Source organism: Mucilaginibacter sp. (genome assembly GCF_028288185.1).
Classification (GTDB): Bacteria; Bacteroidota; Bacteroidia; order Sphingobacteriales; family Sphingobacteriaceae; genus Mucilaginibacter.
Genome location: NZ_JAQBOF010000002.1, coordinates 146,055 through 167,065, shown reverse-complemented (window position 1 = coordinate 167,065; position 21,011 = coordinate 146,055). Strand labels below are relative to the sequence as shown.

Sequence of the window (21,011 nt, the reverse complement as noted above, 5' to 3'; positions counted from 1 at the left end):
CAGTGTTATACGGATAAGGGACGATAAAAAGAATTGAATTTTTCAAGCTATTTAACGGTATCCGGAACGCTATAAATTTGTCTATAAATTTTCTCCACGATATCAAAATTACGATATTTATATGCTAACGCTCTAATTCTTTTTTTCAAAAGGCCGTTATCCTCTTTTAACAAATCATCTATCTTTGTTATTGCGTTGTTGTATTCGTTATCTGTTAAACTTTTCAACACGTAACCGGCATTATTTTCTTCTATTATATCCGAATCATCAGAGATATTTGAAGTAATAACTACCGGTAAACCTGTTGCCCAATACTCGCCGTCTTTAATTGGCGTACAATACCGTTTGGTTGGGATTGGCTTTACCGGTGTAAGTGCAAAATCGGCAATTGCTAAGTATTTTGGAATGTCGTAATGAGGGACAAATTTTTGAATAAGAACATTATTGGGGATTTGAACGCGCTGTAATTGTTTACTTATGCTTTCTATTGATGCATTAGTAAGCATAAGTATCCTGAAATTACCTTTCCAATGTTTAAAGCATTGTTTAAAAAAATCAAATATTTCGTCGTCCAAATATATTCCTCCAAACTTTCCCGCATAAACGCAAATTATTTTACCATCTAAATCAAGTTCGTTTATCAATTGCGAATCCCGATACATAAAATTAAACTTCTCTAAATCTGTACAAGCCGGCTTGGTAAAAAAGCAGTTATTATCAATTTGTAAATTATAAGTTTTTTGGGCATAATCTTTCATCCCGGATGCTGCAGCTATATAATACTTAGCTCTGTGCGATTGTCTTATTTCTAATTCAAAGAGTATTTTATATGCCCATGAATTAAGTTTCCATGTGCCATTTTCTATCATAGTTTCTGCATGTGGTTCATAGCTATCCAATATTAGTGGCTTGCCTGATAAAATACTTAACAAATATCCTATAGCGCCTGCAGGGGTGCCCCATGTATGTATATATTCAACACCCTTCTTATTAACAAAATACAGCAATTTAGTAAGGTAAAAACTCCACATTAATATTTGTTTAATACCAAATCGGTTATATTCTAAAAAAATAACCTGCATATTATCTTTTTGCAGATCTGCATTTGTTTTTATTCTTTCCTGATAAGATGTTTTTAATTGTGATTGTTCGAGGCAAACTAAATATACCTTTCTTTTAGATACAGCAGCAATAATTTTAACATATGGCAAAGTATATGTTTGTACTAAAGCATCTTTGAAACTCCAGTAGGTTAGCACTAGTACAGGCTTCATTTACTTATCACTTTCTTAGTCAACTTTACTAACACAGGCGGATAGATAAATAAAGCTTTTATTAAAAAGTATATTCCCCGCTTTTTATTTTTACCATTTATCCACCAGCTGCCTGCCAACGTAAAATATAAATTAGAGAAGCATTGTTGTTTGAACCAAAATGATTTAAATAAGCCATTTTTATACGCCTTTTTGTATACGCTAACATGGTCCTTTTCCATTATTGATATGTTACGGCTCATACTATTGGGCAAAACTCTATAACTTGTTAATACTTTATTTATATGTCCAATTGGATGTTTCGCAGCCACCCTAAAAAACAACTCCTGATCTGCTGCCGTTGAAAAGGCAACATCCCATTGACCAATATTATAAAAGATGTTTTTTGTCATCATAGTACTTGATGGACCGGGAATATTAGTTTCTTGCCATAATAACAAGCTATTTAATATATTACCACCTTTTCCTTTAAAATAACCACCAGTAGAATTACTATTTTCATCAATTAACTCAACATCTGCATGAACGAGTGGATATTCGGGATTGGACATTAAAAAATCCAATTTTTCTTTAATGTTATTGTAATGAAAAAGATCGTCGGCATCCAAAAAGCACAAAAAAATTCCGGTTGCTATATTTGCACCAAAATTTCGACTATCAGATACTCCTGTATTATACTTTTTAAAATATTGAATTCTATTATCTATTAAGTGTTGTTGAATAATATGTGCAGACCCATCTGTTGATCCATCGTCTATGATTATGAGTTCCCAGTTTGTATAGGATTGATTGATAACAGACAATATCGTCTCATTTATGTAATTCTCTGCATTAAATAACGCTATTATAATAGAGACTCGTTCATCCAAAATATAAAAATTAACATGATTTTAAATAGTTACTTCTTTTTCAACCAAACACAAAGTTGCATTCCTGTATCGGTTTTCTTCATAAAAGGTGTAATGATGTAATCAATTATTTTAGGCATGTATGTTTGACACACATAGTATTGATGTAATATTACTTCATAGTTATTAGATATGGCATGGTCTTCAAATGATTTTAATCCAAATTCATACAGATGATAAGGGGCATGCATTGGAGATAAATTTCCAACATAGTCAAGCCCTCTAATCGAATAGTATAAATTAATAATTTTACCCACCAGCCAGTTTGATGATGGGACTTCGATATGAATAATACCATTTGGCTTTAACCATTTTAACGATTTAGTTATTGCTGCAGACGGATCATAAAGATGTTCTAAAACTGCCCCAAATGTTATAAAATCAAAATGATTATCGGGATACTCTATTTCCTCAATCATCCCAAGTTTTAATTTTTCAGAACTTATTTTCATTCTATTTATAGCCCTTTCATAAAAGGGTTGAGATGGCTCGAACCCATAAGCATCAAATCCTGCAGTAGAAAGAGCGGTCATAGCCTTACCCAACCCCGCTCCAATATCGAGTGATTTCATGCCTTTTTTAAAGTCAATGAGCGTTCTGAGTATTTCTATTTCAGCTTTAAAATAGTTTTCATTAAAAGTAAAATAATCATCTATCCAATAATTTTCCGGCGGTAAACCATAATGGTCCTGAATGTCATCAGGAACTGGTTGAGGATTACTGTAAATTAAGTTACAATTTGTACATTTAATTATAGAAGTGGTTATTCCAATTTTTTTACGGGGATTTTTACCTTGCGATTGATTGAGGCGTTTACCTATTACTTTATGCGCATTACTTGACGATCCACATAGGTTACAACAAGTAATATATTTGAAAGAATACTTCATGTCTAGCATTATCGTAGTTTTATATATATAAATTTATTATTTGCCAGAATGGATTCTTCCGTATTTTAAATTAGTTTCAAAAACCTTGCTTTTTCTTCATCACAAATTAAATAATTAAAGTAATTACTTTTACTTATATTTTTCGTTCTAATAATTTCTCCACTTTTTTCGTCTATATTAAAATATAAGTAATTTAAGTTTTGAACTAATGCCTGAACTTGTTCTCCTATTTCGTCGGTAAGTATTTCAATCAATATAGTTGGCCGAAATTTCTTTAAATATATACCCATGCCTGAAAGCACTTCTGGCTCATGGGTTTCAACATCAATTTTAATTAGATCAATTTTTTTCAGGCTTTCTTTTTCAATAAATTCATCGAGTCTTATTGTTTTTATTTTTTCTGTTCTGTATTCAACTGCATCTGGTAATAATGATTTATTTACTGTTACAGATAATGCATGAGTAGCGTTTTTTTCCATATATATTGTTGCTTCTCCTGTAAAATCCGATAACGCTACTTCATATGATTTCACTTCTGATTTAAATGAATTTAATCCTATGTTATAATTCAATTTCTCAAAAACCGATTTGATGGGTTCAAAAGAATAAATTTGGGCTAATGGATTCATGCTACCAGAAATTAAACTGTAAACACCCGTGTTTGCCCCGATATCTAAAATGATTTCTGAATTTTCACTTAACGCTTTCCATAACTTGAATGAAATTTTTTCCCAGGCGTTGTCAATGCCATGCCAAAAAAGCTCGTTCTCAATCATATATCCATAATGCTGCATGTAAAAGCTATTTTCTGAATGAGCTTTTATTTTTATTATAGAGTTAAAATGCAAGTGCTGACTTAAGCTTTTTGATGGAATCCAAAAATATTTTATCGCAGTAAATATTCCCTTTTTAAAAGGAATAATTTTATATATAAATTTTATAAATTTCTTCAAAATTAATTATTTAAATATACGTTTAAGTAATTTTTTAGCATAAACTTTACATCATACATGGAGTGTGCTATTAGCTTAATTTCTTCCGAAATTAGTGATTTTCTTTTTACATCTTTCAGCATCCAGTTAATGCCTGAAATTATATCTTTCGAATTTTTTTCAGCAACAAAGTAACAATTTTTTTTATGCTCAAGGGCATCAGCAGCAGCCCCGGTTCGGGTTGTTACCAATGGCACTCCATTGGCCATGGCTTCTGCAATAACAAAACCAAAAGGTTCTTGAGTTGCAGCGTGTACATATATATCCATTATGCCATATAAGGATGGAATATAATCTCTTTCTATCCAGCCCGCTAAAATAATGTTACCCTGAAGCCCATATTTTATAATCAAAGAATTTAGTTCATCACATTGGGGGCCTTCACCAATAAAAATAAACTTCACATTTGGGTGTTTTCTAATTATTTCTGCGGCGGCCTCAATTATGTATCTATATCCTTTCCATTCAATGTACCTTGAAACTGTACCTATTACAATATTATCTGTTATATTGTATCTCGCTCTTAATTCTTTTTTATAATTATCATTTTGCTTGCATAAATATTCAAAAGGGATTCCGTGATGTATCAGCTTAACTTTAAGCGGATCAGCTTTTTCATTGTTTAATATAAATTCTTTTGATTCATTGCTAATTGCTATAATATTGGTTGCGTTAAAATTATTAAATTTATCCGCCCAAACCCACTTTCTGGCATAATTCCAATGAAAGGTTGTATCACCTTTGGTTATTACTCTTTTTTTAATTCCGACCAATCGTGCTGCAAATAATGCTGGTAATGAATCGTCAAACAAATGAGTGTTTACTACATCAGGGTTAATTAGTTTAAAAAGTTTTATTAATTGAGGTAATGCCAATAACATAGACCCTTTTCTCTTAGCATTATTAAACTTTATCCAATAACAATTACATCCCCTTTCCTTCATATCCTCCAACATTTGTGGTTTTGAGGGACACATAGCAATGAAAGAAAATTTATAGGAGGGATATTTATGAATTTCTTCTGCAAACCAATTAAAATAGGGTACAGAAGAATTATTAGCCATTATGTGAACTATGTGCATTTTTGTTGTAAGACTTTGTAAAACCTTTATTTAGATAAATTCCCGCCTGAACTGTATATAATTTAAATAATAATATTTGGGGCAGGCATGCTTTTTCGCAAGTTGTTACTATAAGATTAAAAAGCAACAACGGCAGTTTTTGTCTTATAAGAAATTTTGCTATTTTTTTTATTTTCAATTTTTGTGAATCTTTTTTTTGGACGGGAATATTTTCAGTCCACATAGCTGTTACTTTGCGTTCAGGGAATTTTTGACATAAAAAAACAAAACCCTGCACACCGTTAAACTGCCTTGTTAACCAGTTTTTCTTTTTTATACGGTCAATTTCATTATGCTTTACAATAATATTCTCATCCAAAATAAGGGTAAATCCTAAGTTTTTAGCCCGTTCTGCAAAGTCCTGATCCTCACATCCTGCATAAGGAAAATTTTCATCCATTCCGTTCAGTTCCTTATAATGACTGGCTTTTATTGATAAACAGAAAGAAGCAAGAGATTCCACCTCATACAATTTGTTTTCTCCCGGTATTTTATACTCAATTTTACCCCTTATAGGAGCATAATCATAAGCTAATTTATATCGGCCAAATGTTGTTTTAGTTAGAAGTTTTTTAACCAGTTCACTATATTCCCAAAGGGGAGTTGACAGCGCCCGGTCAAATTTTTCATGCAGGTATAATACGTTTAAAAGTGTGTTTGCGTCAACAATAATATCATCGTCTATAAACAAAAGTATTTTACTTGTTGCCAATTGGGCTCCTAAATTTCGGGCACTCGCCGCGCCATAATTTCTATTATTAACAACAATGGTATTATATGTATTAATATTTAAAAACGCAACTATTTCCAACACAGACGTAGTTTTATCATCGTTTACAATAATAATTTCGGCGATAATACCATTTATTGCACCAATTAGATGATCATAGGTTTCTTTTAAAATCTCTAATCGCTTGTAGGTAGGTATTATTATACTTATTAACATTGCATTAATTTTGGCCAATTATTAAATATAAATATTGATAATAAAGTCTAACTACGGTTGCAAATCGCAATAAAAAAAAGCTATATTTTATTTCATATTTTAAGACAAGAATATTTGCCTTATTATTATTTGTCATTTTATTTAAAAAGGATTTTAAATTGCTGAGCAAGTTATCAGATGTCTTAGGATCACGCATCTTTCTGTATACTTCTATCCAAAATAAAAATGAATTAACAACGTGATTAACAATTTCTATTTCACTTAAACCATTTTTGGATAAATACGGTAGGTCTACCTCACAATTTGCTGGAATATTATATTTAATTGCTAGGCAGGCCAAAGACTGCTTAAGTAAATGTGTTGAACTATAATTAGTAGAGTGTATTCTGTAATCGGTTAATATGCAATCTAAATTTATTCCTTCATATTTATTTAAAATTCTTACCCATAGGTCGTAATCTTCAGCAACCAATATCGGATAATATCCACCCAATTCATTGAAAATATTTTTCTCAAATACTACACTTGGATGTGCAAAGCAACATCTGTTTTTTATTTCTTTTTTTACATCAATTAAGCTTGTTGGATATCTCCAAGTACCAAATGGTTTTGAATTTATGTCAATTAATCTGACGTGCGCGCCGACAAGTTTGACATGTTTATTTTGCTGCAAATAACTAACTTGCATAGTTAACCTATCTTTATATGCAATGTCATCGGCATCCATACGAGCTATATAAGGACCGTTGGCTATTTCAATAGCCTCGTTAAGGCATTTGACTAAACCTTGATTTTTTTGCTTATTTATGTATTTGATCCTTGGATCGGTATATGACGATATGATATTATGACTTGTATCTGTAGAGCCATCGTTGATTATGATAAATTCCAAATCAGTTAAGCTTTGATTTAAAATACTATCAATAGAGGATCTCAAAAATTCAGCCGCATTGTACACCGGCATTACAACTGAAACTATAGACATACCCATGAAGGAGGATAAATGGACTGAATATATTGTGCGTTTTGATTAGGTTCAATAAACCATTGTTTAGGAGCAACAACAATTTTATTTTTATAGTTATTCATCCATGCCCCCCACCAGGAATAAGTGCTATTTGCTATAATATTGTGTTTACATTGTGCCATTAAAACCATTCCTTCATAAGAATACATCTTCTCATCTTCAATCATAATATTTTTATATGGCAGTTTAATATTTACTTTGCACCAATCTATATCATCTGAAAAAATAAATATAGTTATATCCTCGATTTGTAAATTACTTAAAATGCAATTGATGCTTTTCGTATAATAATCTGATGTTTGAATATGATAAATATGGCTGTATTTAGATAAATAATCAGAGCGCCTGATGTGTATACTTATACTATTGTTTGAACTATTTATTAAATCACTATAAATGGCAGCGCCGGCACTCATTTTATTTTTTAACACCAATTGGTTACGCAAATCTGCTTCTATGCCTTCAAAATATTTAGGCGATTGCCAATATCCATCCAAATACGCATTGTTTCTTACTTGAAAAATATTAGGGTCAAATTTAAACTGTTTTTCTTGAGTGTAAGAGTTTTTATAATATGGTAGAAATATGCGTTCCAAAAATCGGGGGACTTTTGCAAATATATCTTGTGGAATTATTGTAGTTGAATTATTCTTTTTTAAATCAGTTAAACTAAAAGCCTCTAACGATAATTGACGTTTGGTTGTATCATTATCGTTATTATTGTAATAATAAGATGTATCAAATTGTACTTCTTTATTAAGCTGTTTCTTCAATGCAAAACCCAATGCGTATTGAAATAACTGATTACCAACACCCCCCATTATTTTTATTGTGATCATTTATTATTATGTTGTTAAAAATCATACAGCATTTATTAAAGTTTATCTAGATAGATTTTCTCCTATAAATATCGAAGTAATAAAACATTTTCTTTACATTATCCTTAGCAACAAGCAGCCACTTTTTAACGCCGGTATATCGCAAAGCCCTATGTCCGCCATATTTACCTTTATCCAATATAATAAGTTTAGGTATAAAAGGTAAACCCCAATTTTCCACGTACGCATACTCTGGCGACAATATTTTGGGCATTTTATTTAGCAAATAATGATTAAGGTGCGACTCGTCATGCCATAATGCTATTACTCCTTTATTGAGGTCGTTCTGAATGTTGTTTTTTAATGTATTGATCAATTTTAAATAGTTTTCCCGCATGCCTCCATTAAAACCACCCATAAAATAATGATCGCCTTCTCCTTGTGCGATGTATGCCTTAGAGTTTGCATTTCTATCATAAGGAAATTCATCGTTTTTTTTATTCCAATATCCAGGGTGAAGTACTGCCAGCAAACCGGAATCTATTTCATTCGGTAAGATTTCTGAGCTTATATGATCGCAAAAGGATATATTGGCATTAAAGAAAAACAAATAATCACATTTTTTTAATTCTTCTTCAACTTTCAAAAACATCTCAAAACGAAGTAAGGTATTATTCGGCCAACCTAAGGTCTTTTGATATATTTTTTTTACTTCGCTATCATCCTCAGCAAAAATTTTCTTTGCATCAGTAAATACAAAATATTTTTTTTTGTGCCCCTTAAATAAAAATTCTTGAGAAGATTGATAAAATTCTTCCCAGAAAATAGCATAGTTACCAGTGCAAATGTAAAGGATGCCGATCGTACTAGACATCCACTTTACTTTTACTACTTACTACACAAATCATAGTTTCACCCTCAAGTAAGTATGTTTCCAATGGTGTCAATGTGGTATATTTTTTGATGACATTATTTAACGTGTAAGCACTGAACCAGCAATTATGGTCGGGATGAACGATCTCTTGAAACGCATCACCATGCCAGCTATTTCTTTTTATATGATTTGGTGCAAAACAATTAGGTCCTGTTATAATGAATCTATCACAGGACAATTTAGATATGTCGCTAAGAAACATTTGAATATTATCTACGTGTTCAATTGTTTCGGGAATTAAGCAGACGTCAAAATGTTTATCAGCCACTTCCGAAAATGAAGAAAAATAAGGCTTGTTAACATATGTTTTCAAAACGTCTATCCCCTCCTTATCTATATCAAAACCATATAATTCGTCAACATAGCTATTTAATTGAATATGCAGATTTTTTTCAGGGTTAAATACTGGATAGTCAGTACATCCAAAATGAAGCACACTTTTTCCGGTGCAATATTTTCTAAATAAATCTAGGCGATTATCAGTTTTTTTGATCTCCGTTTTTTGTACAAAAAACGGATCGTGCGTATAGCTTTTTTTTTTATAAAACATATATAATAATTTTAATTTAATGTCCAGTTTATATCTTCAACATATATTGAGTTTTCACTCAAGTTTACAATGTCATTATTATTTACGATTTCAAATGCGCAAACTTCTTCTACTGTCTCTATGTGCTTATTGTTAAACTTATCACCTAAATGAGCTGTGAGGGTATACCTGCCTGGCATTAATTTAGGGCTTTCTAAAAGAGCCGTTATTTCAAAATCACCTTCTTTAGACCATGCGATGTTATCATCATAAATAACTGGGTTGATTATGGATAGCCCCGAGTTATCTACTATTTGAAATGCAAGCCCCGCATTTATAGGTTTTGATACAAAGTTTATTTTAAATGTAAAATTTATTGGTTCTGAGAAACGGTGAATACCATAAGCGTCGCTAGTGTTAATATTAATGGCAACAAACCCATTTTTTTTTCCTAAACAAATGTAATTTTTATTGCCATTATTAGAAAAGTCATTTTTATATAACATAATTCCTTCATTAGTCATACCGTGAAAACTTATTTCACCATTTTTAAGATATATAGTTGATGTTGTTAATTTTCTTACTGCGTCTATGTTGTGACTTACAAAAAGTACTGTTCTCCCTTCTTTGCTGACATCATTCATTTTACCCAAACATTTCTTTTGAAATTCGGCATCACCTACAGCCAATACTTCGTCAACTATTAATATTTCAGGTTCTAAATGAGCCGCTACAGCAAACGCTAATCGTACGTACATGCCACTACTGTAACGTTTTACCGGGGTATCTAAAAATTTTTCTACGTCGCTAAAGTCTACAATTTCGTCAAATTTTGATTTGATCTCTTTATGACTCATCCCCAGTATAGAGCCGTTAAGATATATGTTTTCGCGCCCGGTTAATTCTTGATGAAAACCTGTGCCCACTTCTAACAGGCTTGCCACGCGCCCATTTAAAGTAATACGACCGGTTGTTGGCTCGGTAATTCGGCTTAATAGTTTTAGCAACGTGCTTTTACCTGCCCCATTCCTGCCAATTATGCCTACCGCATCGCCTTTTTTTATTTCAAAATTAACATCTTTTAGGGCCCAAAAATCCTCGGTATGATCTGATGTAGCACGCCTGGCCTTAAAAATATTTTTTGCCTTATTGGCTATAACATCTCGTAATGCCGTATACCTCTGTTCTTGCTTATTACCTATCTGGTAACATTTTCCTAAATTTTCAACGCTTATAATAGCTTCACTCATAAAAAATTTAAATAATGTCAGCAAATGTTTTTTCAGTTTTCCTGAAATGTCTAATAGCAATAATTAGCATAAACAAACTTAATCCTACAGAAATACCCATGCTTAATTCAATATCCGAAGTTAAATTACCACCTAATATACACCACCTAAACCCATCTATTATACCAACCACCGGGTTAATATCAAATAGCAATCGCCACTTATGTGGTACAATGCTGCTGCTATAGCCTACCGGCGAAACATATAATCCAAACTGCACTATAAATGGTATAATATACCTAAAATCGCGATATTTAACATTTAATGCTGTCAAATATAACCCTATGCTAAATGATGTTAAAAAGGAAAGGAAAAGGAATATAGGCAAAAGCAAAATCTGTATGGGTGGTAAAAACTGATAGTAAATAAATAATACAAAAAGTAATACCAGACTTATTAAAAAGTCGACAAAACTGGCTATTACCGCACTTGCCGGCACAATTAATCTTGGAAAATATACTTTAGTAATTAAATTGGTGTTTGCTACCAGGCTATTACTACATTCTGTTAATGCTGAAGAAAAAAATGTCCAGGGAAGCATGCCGGCAAATACAAAAAGGGCATAAGGGGCATTAATATTGGCAGGAAGCTTCGCAAAACGGTTAAAAACAACCGTAAATATAACCATTACCAGTAAAGGTCTTAAAATGCTCCAGATTACTCCCAGCGCAGTTTGTTTGTATTTTACTTTAACATCGCGCCAACTTAAAATGTAAAAGAGCTCGCGAAAGCGCCATAAGTCTTTCCAATAATTTTTTTCGGTTCGACCCGGCTCAATGATTATTTGATGTTGTTTATAATCCATCCTTCATATTTTAACAAAAGTTCGATTTATAAAACAAGTGGGCTTAGTCGTCCTGATATCACTGGTTAAAAAACGACTGCCAAACCGTGGGTCGATGTAAAGTAATGTCATTAGTTTATCGTTATTTGTATTCCATCATCTAATTTATATAGAGGGTCATAATTTAACAGAGTTTTGGCTTTTGAAATATCTGCCCAGCTATTTTTAATATCACCTGTACGGCTCGGCGTATGAATGCCATTTATTTTTTTATTAGAAAAGTAATTTATCTTTTCTAAAAGCTGATTAAGTGAGGTTTTTTCTCCGCAAGCTATATTATAAACCTGGTTAACCGCCTCAGTATTTTCGACAAAAAAGGCTTTTATATTAGCCTGAACCGCGTTTTCAACAAATGTAAAATCCCGGGTTTGCTCCCCGTCTCCATGTATAGTTGGTGAAAGATCATTTTTTACTGCATCTATAAATAACGGTATCACAGCAGCATATGCGCCTTTTGGGCTTTGACGCGGGCCAAAAACATTAAAATACCTTAATCCTATCGTTTCCATTCCATACGTTTTGGCAAAAACATCTGCATACAATTCATTTACATACTTAGTAATAGCATAAGGGGAAAGGGGCTTACCAATATTATTCTCTGTTTTAGTTATGTCTGAGTTATCTCCATAAGTAGAAGATGAAGCGGCGTAAATAATTCTTTTTACACTTTCTGTTTCCTTTGCCGCACACAATATGTTTAAAAATCCGGTTATGTTAACCTCATTATTCATTATCGGGTCGTCAATAGACCGCGGAACAGAACCAAGTGCTGCCTGGTGCGTTATGTAATCTATGCCATCAACTGCCTTTTTACAAGTTTCAAAATCTCTTATATCTCCCACTAATAATTCAAATGATGGATTATCCATAAAAGCTTTAATATTTTCAAAAAATCCTGTAGCAAAACTATCAAGCACACGCACTTTTTTTGCACCGTTTTTTAACAGATATTCCACAATGTTTGACCCTATAAATCCTGCTCCACCGGTTACAAGAAATTGAAGATTGCTTAAATCTCTGGTATGATATTGTTTATTGTACATAGTTATATTATAATCTTCCGTCAATTAATGATGGTTTAAGAACTCCTTTAACATCAAATAAAACTCCCGGAGTTTTTAGTATAGCTGTTATGTCAATTTTTATGAAATCATTATGGCTTACAGCTAATATAATTGCATCGTAGGTTTTGTCAGTAGGCAATGTATTAATGCAATCCAATTTGTATTCATTTTGCACTTCGGTACAATTAGCCCAAGGGTCATAAATAGTTATGTCTGCGTTATAAGTTTTTAATTCTTTAACAATATCAACCACCTTGGTATTGCGTATATCCGGGCAGTTTTCTTTAAATGTAAAACCCATTATTAAAATGGATGATTGCCAAACGTTTATCTGTTTCTTAACCATTAATTTAATTACGGCATCTGCTATATACGGCCCCATACTGTCATTAATTCGCCTGCCGGACAATATAATTTCAGGATGATAGCCCGCAGAAGTCGCTTTTTGAGCTAAATAATAAGGGTCCACCCCTATACAATGCCCACCAACCAATCCGGGCTTAAATGGCAAAAAATTCCATTTAGTTGCAGCGGCCTCAAGGACTTCATTTGTATCAATATCTAATAAAGAAAATATTTTTGACAACTCGTTTACGAATGCAATATTAATATCGCGCTGGGCATTTTCAATAATTTTAGCAGCTTCTGCAACTTTTATTGATGACGCCAAATGAGTCCCTGCAGGTATAATTGATAAATACAGTTCATTAATGAGTTGCGCGGCTTGTGGGGTGGAGCCGGAGGTTACCTTTTTGATATTTGGCAAAGTTCTGGTTTTATCACCCGGGTTAATACGCTCGGGCGAATAGCCGCAAAAGAAATCCTCATTAAAAACTAAACCTGACATTTTTTCTAAAATTGGCACACAATCTTCTTCTGTACATCCAGGGTAAACGGTAGACTCATAGATAACAATATCGCCCTTCTTTAACACACTAGCCACAGTTTCTGTCGCTTTAATAAGAGGTGTCAGGTCTGGGTTATTATACTGATCAATTGGGGTTGGCACAGTTACTATAAAAACATTACATCCTTTCAAATCATTTTTATCAAAAGTGAAAAAGGTGCCGAGACCTTCACTATCGGTTCGACTATTTTCACTTAACTCATGCGGATCAGCTTCAAGCGTATGATCTATACCTAATAATAACTCTATAATACGAGTATTATTAATATCAAATCCAACTACCTTATACTTTTTCCCAAACTCTATGGCTAACGGTAACCCAACATATCCTAAGCCAATTATAGCTATACTTGGGCTTAATACCTTACCTTGCTGATTTATCATTAATATTATTTATTCTATATAAACGTAATGCGACTAATATGATTAACATTAATAATACAAATATCGCCGAAATGAAAACTATATACCTAGTTGTGCTTGCTATAACAGGCGCTAAAGGAAGCTCAGGCTCATCAATAATTTTATATAACGGGGTTTCTTTTTGTAAGTTAATTTTAGCAATTTCTAAATTACGCATAACCTCTGTATAAGCACCCGCGAAAGCAGCGGCCTTGGCCTGGCTGAATAAGGTACCGGACCGCTGAGTGCTAATCGAAGGGTTTAAGTTATACGTCCGGTCAATCATTGCAGCCGTAGAGTTGTATGTACCGCGTAATACTATTCCCAAACTATCCGCTTCGCGCTGAAGCAGCTTTACACTTGTTGCAGAAATCGTTGTTTTAGTATCTATAAAATATTGAGCTGTTTCACCAAGTATACATTTCGCAATATAATAGGCTGTATTTGCATCTGTTGATGTGGCGCTTATTAAGTAAAAAATTAATTTTTTATCTTTTTTAAATACAATAAATGAGCTTCCAACATAACTAATTACACTTCTATATACACTAATTTGCGCTTTGCTATATGTTTTAGGATTGTTATTAAATGGCCCATTTTTTTCATAAAACTTACTATATTTTTTTTGTGCTATATAGTTTAATAATGTTTGATGCGTAGCGGTGTCTACAACAGCCATTAAAGCAGACCCAATTAAACTCCTTGATTTGAATAATTCGATAATATTATCGCCCGAAAATATGTTATCTCCGCCACCAGCGCCAGTGCCGTCAAACCCAAGTTGTGCCGCTAATCCGGATAATCCGTTACCCCCTCTGGGATCACCTGTTGATAAAACAAAACTTATATTGGCCGTATAGGTAGGTTTAACATCTGGCTTAGTATAATATCCAACTACTACGCCTACAATTAAAGCTAAGAGTAAAAAGTACCATTTTTTTATTAAATAGAATAAAACATTGATACCCCGTTCCTGCCAAACTTTAATAAAATCCTGACTAATAATATCGGGCATGTTATTTCCTTAAACTAGTTACTGTTAAAACGATCAATGTAAGTGCAGATACCATTCCTGTTGTAAGGGTAATTACTTCTGTCGGTGAAACACCAACCTTTTCAATTCTCCTCGGTATTATAATTTCGGCGCCTGTTTGAATAGAAGGATATGATCTAAACAAACCAAAAAAACCGTTACGCGTCCTCTTCACATGCCCATCTGCGTATAGCACGTAGATTTTTGATTTACGTGCCCTTTCTGTTGTTCCCCCAGCCTGTGTCAAATAATAATTTAAGGGCTTTCCTTCAATGAACCCCGTTTTTGTTGCAGACAATACTTGTCCGCTCACTTTAACCAATGGGTCAATCCTTGAAACTAAGATTTGATCGCCATCCAACAACTGATAATCCTCAATTGATCCCGGCTTGTTTAACACCTTATCCAAATTTATTGGTATTTTGAAATTTGTTTTCGATACATCTTCTATCACCTTAGATGTTGAGTCTTTTAGATTTTTTTGAATGTTTTGTATAATGGCCTGCGCTTCTTCGTTATCCAAAGGAGTATGGCGTATTAAATATATACCTTTTGGATAAGCCAAAGCTGTTAGCCCTCCCGTGCGTTTTAATATACTGCTAATATGCTCTGATTTTGATTCAAGTACATAAGTTCCTGGGTAATAAACCTCGCCCTCTACAAAAACCTTTTGTTGTTCAATATACGCCGGATTACGCCTTACAGTAATTACATCATTAGGTTGAAGTATAAACCTGTTACTTTCAACAGCAAGGTCTTTATCGGTATTAAGGACTAACACAATAGCAATAGAATCCACATCCTTATTTAACCGCTCGGTAGTAAGCCTTCTGCTTACTTCTACACGGTATGATGATGCCGCATCAGTAAAGCCATTTGCAGCAAAAAAAATATCTTTTAATGATAGATTTGCTTTGTAAGGGTAAGCTCCTGGTTTTTTTACTTCGCCTTCAATTTGTATGGTATAAAGTGTTTTAAACTCCGCGCTTGTAGCTATATTCACTGCATCATATTTTACCAAAGGGATATCAGCAGCCCGGCCATTTAATATCTCTGTTAGGTTAAAGGTGACATTATCAAGCGTGCCATCCGGGTGCTTGCGTGTTAAGGTTGCCCTGTCTGTAAAAGCGCCTTCCGTTAATCCACCGGCGCGTTGTACCAAGGTACCCACAGTTAAGCCAGGCGTTAATTCATAATCACCAGCCCTGTAAAGTGGTCCTGATATGGTAACACCATTTTCAATCCGGTCTAAAACACCATCTACTCTAAACTCATCTCCATCAAGCGGTTTATAATTGGGGATATCTGCCCGGTAAATAGTTCTTATTTTTCGTTCAAGGTCAGTTATTTGCTTTACTGTAATTTGAGCTTTATACGCTTTGTCTGTATATCCTCCTGCAAAAAATAACAGGTCTTCCAGGTTTTCATTGTCCTTTAATTCAAATGTTCCGCCGCGTTTTACCTGTCCGCTTATTGAAACATGCTTTTTAAAAACAGGAAAACTAATCACATCGCCGTCTTTTAAAACGACATTTCCCTTTTGATCGCCGCGGGTTAAGAACTGGTAAAGGTCAATCGTAGTAAATATTTTATTGTTGCGCAGTAATTCAATATTTCGGTAGCTATTAATATCACCCGGGCCGCCGCAGGCTAAAAGTGCATTATAAACAGTAGTGAAAGACGATACGGTAAAATTACCCGGCTTATAAGCACCGATCGCAGTTATATGTATACTGCGTATTTTGCCTAAGGACACGGTAAGCCTAGATAAATTGTTTTTTAGAGAAGGATAAGCAGTTTGAGCCATTTTATTCTTTATACGGGCAATGGCATCATCAATTCTTAATCCCGATAATTCAATTGCACCAACTTGGGGTATAAAAATAGTGCCTTCGGGCCCAATCGTAGTTTTTATATTTGTTTCCTGGTAACCCGATACATTGATAGCCAGTTCATCATCAGGGCCTAAAATATAATTTGTAGGAGTGGCTATACGCAGGTTAGGTTCAAATGACAATGAAGGCGAGTCAAAAAACGATGATCCGAATACCCCGTTTGCGTGTGGCTTAGGGATTGTTAAATAATCATTTTTTTGCGTTTCCCTGGTTACTGTTGGGGTTAGCGTTGGCTCAACATTAACCTTAGAAGATTCTACTTTAGTCAAAGAATCTTTTTTTGAAGTAGCTTGCCCTTTGGCTTCGTATATATTAAAACAAATAAAAAAAGCAATAAATAATATAAGAAGGTTTTTGATATGCATTGTAGTAATAAAAACACCCAATCGATTATCGATTATCATTGTTAGCAAAGCTTGAATAAATTAGACTCTAAAACTACCAAATATATTTTAAACTACTTATTAGTTGGCGGTATATTTGCAATTATAGCTTTTTTAAAGCATTTGTTTAAATATTAAGAATCGTACTTAACATTATCATTCTTATCGTCTAGTATTCAAAGCTGTATTTACTATGCATACGTTCCTCCATTCGCAAAAATAAAATCATTTCTTGTCTGCAATAACGCTATCATCAATTTATTTCTAAAAATATAGGTCTTTTATAGATTATAGACCTGTGAATTAGGATGGCCACGTTTGACAGTCATAGAGTTCGCATCCCATAATCTGTTCGTACTCTAAGGTCGGTTGATAGTGTAGTGTTAGTACGTTGTAGGTTAGACGTACTACAATATAATAAATATTGTCGGCTTTGGCCTCTTATAAAGAAGAAGCAATTTGAAGTAAACCATAAAATTGAGTTATGGTTCTTTATGTACTAACGTGTACTATCACTGTACTATCAGCTATTTAGCTTCGCTGTCCGCTGCTAGTGGCATAAAAAACAAAAAGCCCTTAGAACTTAATCTAAAGGCTTTCTTTATGTGGGAGTTACTGGGTTCGAACCAGTGACCCTCTGCTTGTAAGGCAGATGCTCTGAACCAGCTGAGCTAAACTCCCGTTGTTTTGGGACTGCAAATATAGAATGATTGGGCAACTCTTCAAAATAAAAATGAAATAATACCACTAGTTGTTGATTATCAGTAAGTAACAAGGTTGTTAATAGGTGCTTATGCATGCGGCTGAGTGTGTTCGTGCAATTGTTCATACAGCATAGCAGCCATAAAAAACACTTTTATGGTTTATTACAAGCTAATTATAGGCGAAAGAAGATTTAAAGAAGATCAGATTTTACAAGTCCAGATCTGCGGTTAAACGCAAATTAGACAGAAAATAGTTCGAAATTCGTACAGTAACTCCCACATAATAAAAAAGCAATTTCTAATAGTATGTCAACCAACGGGGCCCATATCGTTTTAAAGGGGTTAATTTTAAAGGGGTTAATTATGTTAATATTTGTTAAAAATGCGCCGGTAGACCATGGTGTGTGCTTACAATACCTACTAATAAATTATATTTAAAAATTATTTGCCGTGCCCTATAGGCACGGCAAATAACAGTTTAGTTTTAAAGCCGTAATAAACAACTATCTTTGCAGCCGCATTAATACATAATGCAGACCGTGGATGATTAGGCGGGATGAACAAATAAAATTTGAAATATCATACTACAAGCATGAAAAAATCGCTACAAAGCACTTTTTTAATTATACTTTCTATAGCTATTATAGCATCTGTAACCAGTTGTAATAAAAAAAGTAATGTAACACTACCTATACCTGCGCCATTAATAAATGATATCGTAAGCGGCCTTACATCAACCACAGTAACTATAGATGGGCGTATAGGAGCATCATACGTGGTAACAGAAAATGGCATTTGCTATAGCGCTACCAATAAAACACCTACTACCAGCAATATTTTTATTATCGATACCGTTGGTGCTCGCTGGGAAAATAAATTAACCGGGCTAACCCCCAACACCACTTACTATATAAGAGCGTATGCGACTAATGATAGCGGCACGGGCTACAGTGATGTTTTAACCGTTACAACACCAGCCAATAACGCGGTGCCGGTTGGTACAGTAACTACTTTTGCGGGTAGTGATAAAGGGCTTTCGGGATATGTAGAGGGTATAGGCACAGCCGCTTTGTTTGACGGGCCGCAAAATATAGCATTCAATACAACTAGTGGGTTGTTTTATGTTAGCGATTCGTTTAACAACACCATAAGAACCCTTACAACTACCGGCACAACCGGCACATTAACAAATGCCGGTATAGGTTATGTAAATGGCTCATTAAGCGATGCGCGTTTTTACGGCCCGAGGGGCATATCATTTGACGTGCAGGGAAATGTTTATCTGGCCGACCTGGGAAACAATGTTATCCGTAAAATTACCACCGGAGGTATTGTAAGCACATTGGCCGGAAACACCATAGCTGGTTATCTTGATGGCACAGCTACTGTAGCAGAGTTTTATAATCCAATAGCAACTACTGTTGATGCTACAGGAAATGTTTATGTAGCAGATAGAAGTAATAATTTGATACGTAAAATCACCCCTGACGGGGTGGTGAGCGTATTTGTTGGTTTTAAGGCTCTTAACGGATATTCGCAACTAACGGTACCTGGTTATTTAGATGGAAGCGCCGCAGTCGCAGTTTTTAATTACCCCATAGCAATAACCAAAGATGCAAACAGTAATTTTTATGTGGCGGATTATAAAAACAACGCGATAAGAAAAATAACACCAGCCGGTGATGTTACAACCTATGCGGGCGGATTAAATTTCCCGGCTTTAATTGGTAGCCCAACAGGTATAGTTATTGATGCACAGGGAAATATGTTTATTTCTGACAATGCCGGCCGCATACTTGAGATTACCAAAAACAAAGTATTATATGTATTGGCTGGCGCTAAAGCGTCTGGTAATACAAATGGCGTAGGTTCTGTGGCTCGCTTTAGCAATCCACAATCAATAGCGCTTGATGCAACCGGCAATTTATATGTAGCCGATTTTAACAATAATGCTATTCGTAAAATTACTATAGCGATACAATAAGATATTTAGTCGGCCCATAATTTATAATAGATGTTGGACTAATATTAATTGCTATCTAAATAAGGCATGTCAGGGAATTATGTTTAAAAAAAACACTGAAAAAACTTGAATCGGTAAAAAATACCATAATCACCCCAAACAATACCATTAAACCTGGTTATTACCGCCTATCTTTGGGGTAATGAAAGCTGTTATCCCCATATACGACATTTGCAGCCTAACCCAAAAGAAGGATGACTTATTAATAAGCCGCTTTGCGCCGTACTTAAAAAGCCACCGCAATTTGCACTTGGCGCACAAACATTCGTTTTATCACCTGGTGTTTTTTACCCAAGGTGGCGGTTCGCAGACGATAGATTTTCAGCAAGTGCCTGTTAAAGCTAACCAAATTTATTTTATGATACCGGGCCAGGTGCATAACTGGGCCTTTAAAGGCGAGGTTGATGGTTATATCGTTAACTTTTCAGTGCCGTTTTTCCAATCATTTCTATTGAAGACTAATTATTTAGAGGACTTTCCATTTTTTACCGGAATAATTAATGACGCGGTAATTGACATACCTACCGGACAGCAGGAAAAGGTCATTGCTCTTTTTGAAGAACTGATCCACGAAATAGAAGAGCCCAAGCCGCTTGAAATGGATATGGTACGATCTATCATGCTACAGCTATTTATCAGCATTGCCCGGTTGGGCTTAAATACGGTGAATAATACCACGCCGTCCTATAATTATACCCTGCTACGCAATTTTCAGAAGCTGATAGAGAAAAATTATACTTCCATAAAGCTCCCTAAAGAATATGCAGAGCTGCTATACATTACCCCAAATCATTTAAACGCTTTGTGCAATGATGTATTGGGTATATCAGCTGGTGAAGTGATCCGCAACCGGATCGTTTTGGAAGCAAAGCGACTGCTCATCAACAATGATCTGACTGTATTAGAAATAGCCAACCAGCTAAATTTTGCAGATAACTCATATTTCACCAAATTCTTTAAAAAGCAGGTTGGCCAAACGCCCGAAGAATTTAGAAAAACAACTAACAGCCATGAATAGTTCAATAATA

18 protein-coding genes and 1 tRNA gene are annotated in these 21,011 nt (G+C 34.2%); 2 read left to right on the top strand and 17 right to left on the bottom strand.

Annotation, left to right across the window (positions count from 1 at the left end; all coding sequences use genetic code 11):
• Positions 1-47 precede the first annotated feature (47 nt).
• The 17 genes from JWQ34_RS00925 to JWQ34_RS00845 all read right to left on the bottom strand — a co-directional run bounded on the left by JWQ34_RS00925 (position 48) and on the right by JWQ34_RS00845 (position 17,937).
• Complete coding sequence (locus JWQ34_RS00925; RefSeq protein ID WP_299352551.1) at positions 48-1,274, bottom strand: glycosyltransferase; 1,227 nt, start codon at positions 1,272-1,274, stop codon at positions 48-50.
• Positions 1,271-2,143: a glycosyltransferase gene (locus JWQ34_RS00920; RefSeq protein ID WP_299352548.1), complete on the bottom strand. Its 873-nt coding sequence runs from the start codon at positions 2,141-2,143 to the stop codon at positions 1,271-1,273. Before JWQ34_RS00920 ends, JWQ34_RS00925 begins: the two co-directional genes overlap by 4 nt.
• A 29-nt stretch (positions 2,144-2,172) precedes the next feature.
• Positions 2,173-3,072 carry a class I SAM-dependent methyltransferase gene (locus tag JWQ34_RS00915; protein WP_299352545.1) on the bottom strand — a complete coding sequence of 300 codons (900 nt, stop codon included), beginning with the start codon at positions 3,070-3,072 and terminating at the stop codon, positions 2,173-2,175.
• Between the two features lie 65 nt (positions 3,073-3,137).
• Positions 3,138-4,025, bottom strand: a complete 888-nt coding sequence (locus JWQ34_RS00910) for an FkbM family methyltransferase (RefSeq protein ID WP_299352542.1) — start codon at positions 4,023-4,025, stop codon at positions 3,138-3,140.
• Between the two features lie 2 nt (positions 4,026-4,027).
• Positions 4,028-5,128 carry a glycosyltransferase family 4 protein gene (locus JWQ34_RS00905; RefSeq protein ID WP_299352539.1) on the bottom strand — a complete coding sequence of 367 codons (1,101 nt, stop codon included), beginning with the start codon at positions 5,126-5,128 and terminating at the stop codon, positions 4,028-4,030.
• Entirely contained in the window at positions 5,121-6,149 is a 1,029-nt protein-coding gene (locus tag JWQ34_RS00900; RefSeq protein WP_299352536.1) for a glycosyltransferase, read from the bottom strand. The genes JWQ34_RS00905 and JWQ34_RS00900 overlap by 8 nt, the downstream gene beginning before the upstream one ends.
• A complete protein-coding gene (locus JWQ34_RS00895; protein ID WP_299352533.1) occupies positions 6,136-7,116 on the bottom strand; it encodes a glycosyltransferase in 981 nt (326 codons plus the stop codon). The genes JWQ34_RS00900 and JWQ34_RS00895 overlap by 14 nt, the downstream gene beginning before the upstream one ends.
• Positions 7,107-7,997: an alpha-1,2-fucosyltransferase gene (locus tag JWQ34_RS00890; RefSeq protein WP_299352530.1), complete on the bottom strand. Its 891-nt coding sequence runs from the start codon at positions 7,995-7,997 to the stop codon at positions 7,107-7,109. Before JWQ34_RS00890 ends, JWQ34_RS00895 begins: the two co-directional genes overlap by 10 nt.
• A gap of 46 nt (positions 7,998-8,043) precedes the next feature.
• Positions 8,044-8,850, bottom strand: a complete 807-nt coding sequence (locus JWQ34_RS00885) for a family 6 glucosyltransferase (RefSeq protein ID WP_299352527.1) — start codon at positions 8,848-8,850, stop codon at positions 8,044-8,046.
• Positions 8,843-9,460, bottom strand: coding sequence for a methyltransferase domain-containing protein (locus JWQ34_RS00880; RefSeq protein WP_299352524.1), 618 nt, complete (start codon positions 9,458-9,460; stop codon positions 8,843-8,845). The genes JWQ34_RS00885 and JWQ34_RS00880 overlap by 8 nt, the downstream gene beginning before the upstream one ends.
• Before the next feature lie 11 nt (positions 9,461-9,471).
• Entirely contained in the window at positions 9,472-10,689 is a 1,218-nt protein-coding gene (locus tag JWQ34_RS00875) for an ABC transporter ATP-binding protein (RefSeq protein WP_299352522.1), read from the bottom strand.
• Positions 10,690-10,696: 7 nt separating this feature from the next.
• Positions 10,697-11,533, bottom strand: a complete 837-nt coding sequence (locus JWQ34_RS00870; RefSeq protein WP_299352520.1) for an ABC transporter permease — start codon at positions 11,531-11,533, stop codon at positions 10,697-10,699.
• Between the two features lie 110 nt (positions 11,534-11,643).
• The gene (locus tag JWQ34_RS00865) at positions 11,644-12,615 is read right to left on the bottom strand and encodes an SDR family oxidoreductase (RefSeq protein WP_299352518.1); all 972 of its coding nucleotides are present in this window, start codon (positions 12,613-12,615) and stop codon (positions 11,644-11,646) included.
• A 7-nt stretch (positions 12,616-12,622) separates the two neighbouring features.
• The gene (locus JWQ34_RS00860) at positions 12,623-13,927 is read right to left on the bottom strand and encodes a nucleotide sugar dehydrogenase (RefSeq protein ID WP_299352516.1); all 1,305 of its coding nucleotides are present in this window, start codon (positions 13,925-13,927) and stop codon (positions 12,623-12,625) included.
• Positions 13,908-14,960 (bottom strand): hypothetical protein, encoded by a 1,053-nt coding sequence (locus JWQ34_RS00855; RefSeq protein ID WP_299352514.1) that lies wholly within the window; start codon positions 14,958-14,960, stop codon positions 13,908-13,910. The genes JWQ34_RS00860 and JWQ34_RS00855 overlap by 20 nt, the downstream gene beginning before the upstream one ends.
• A 1-nt stretch (position 14,961) precedes the next feature.
• A complete protein-coding gene (locus JWQ34_RS00850) occupies positions 14,962-17,142 on the bottom strand; it encodes an SLBB domain-containing protein (protein WP_299352512.1) in 2,181 nt (726 codons plus the stop codon).
• 720 nt (positions 17,143-17,862) lie between these two features.
• A tRNA-Val gene (locus JWQ34_RS00845) sits at positions 17,863-17,937 on the bottom strand.
• A 615-nt stretch (positions 17,938-18,552) separates the two neighbouring features.
• Between JWQ34_RS00845 and JWQ34_RS00840 the strand changes: the two genes are divergently transcribed.
• Together JWQ34_RS00840 and JWQ34_RS00835 are read left to right on the top strand one after the other, a co-directional pair.
• On the top strand, positions 18,553-19,944 hold the full coding sequence (locus tag JWQ34_RS00840) for a hypothetical protein (RefSeq protein WP_299352510.1): 1,392 nt from the start codon (positions 18,553-18,555) through the stop codon (positions 19,942-19,944).
• 181 nt (positions 19,945-20,125) lie between these two features.
• Complete coding sequence (locus tag JWQ34_RS00835; RefSeq protein ID WP_299352508.1) at positions 20,126-21,001, top strand: helix-turn-helix transcriptional regulator; 876 nt, start codon at positions 20,126-20,128, stop codon at positions 20,999-21,001.
• The last annotated feature ends 10 nt before the right edge of the window (positions 21,002-21,011 follow it).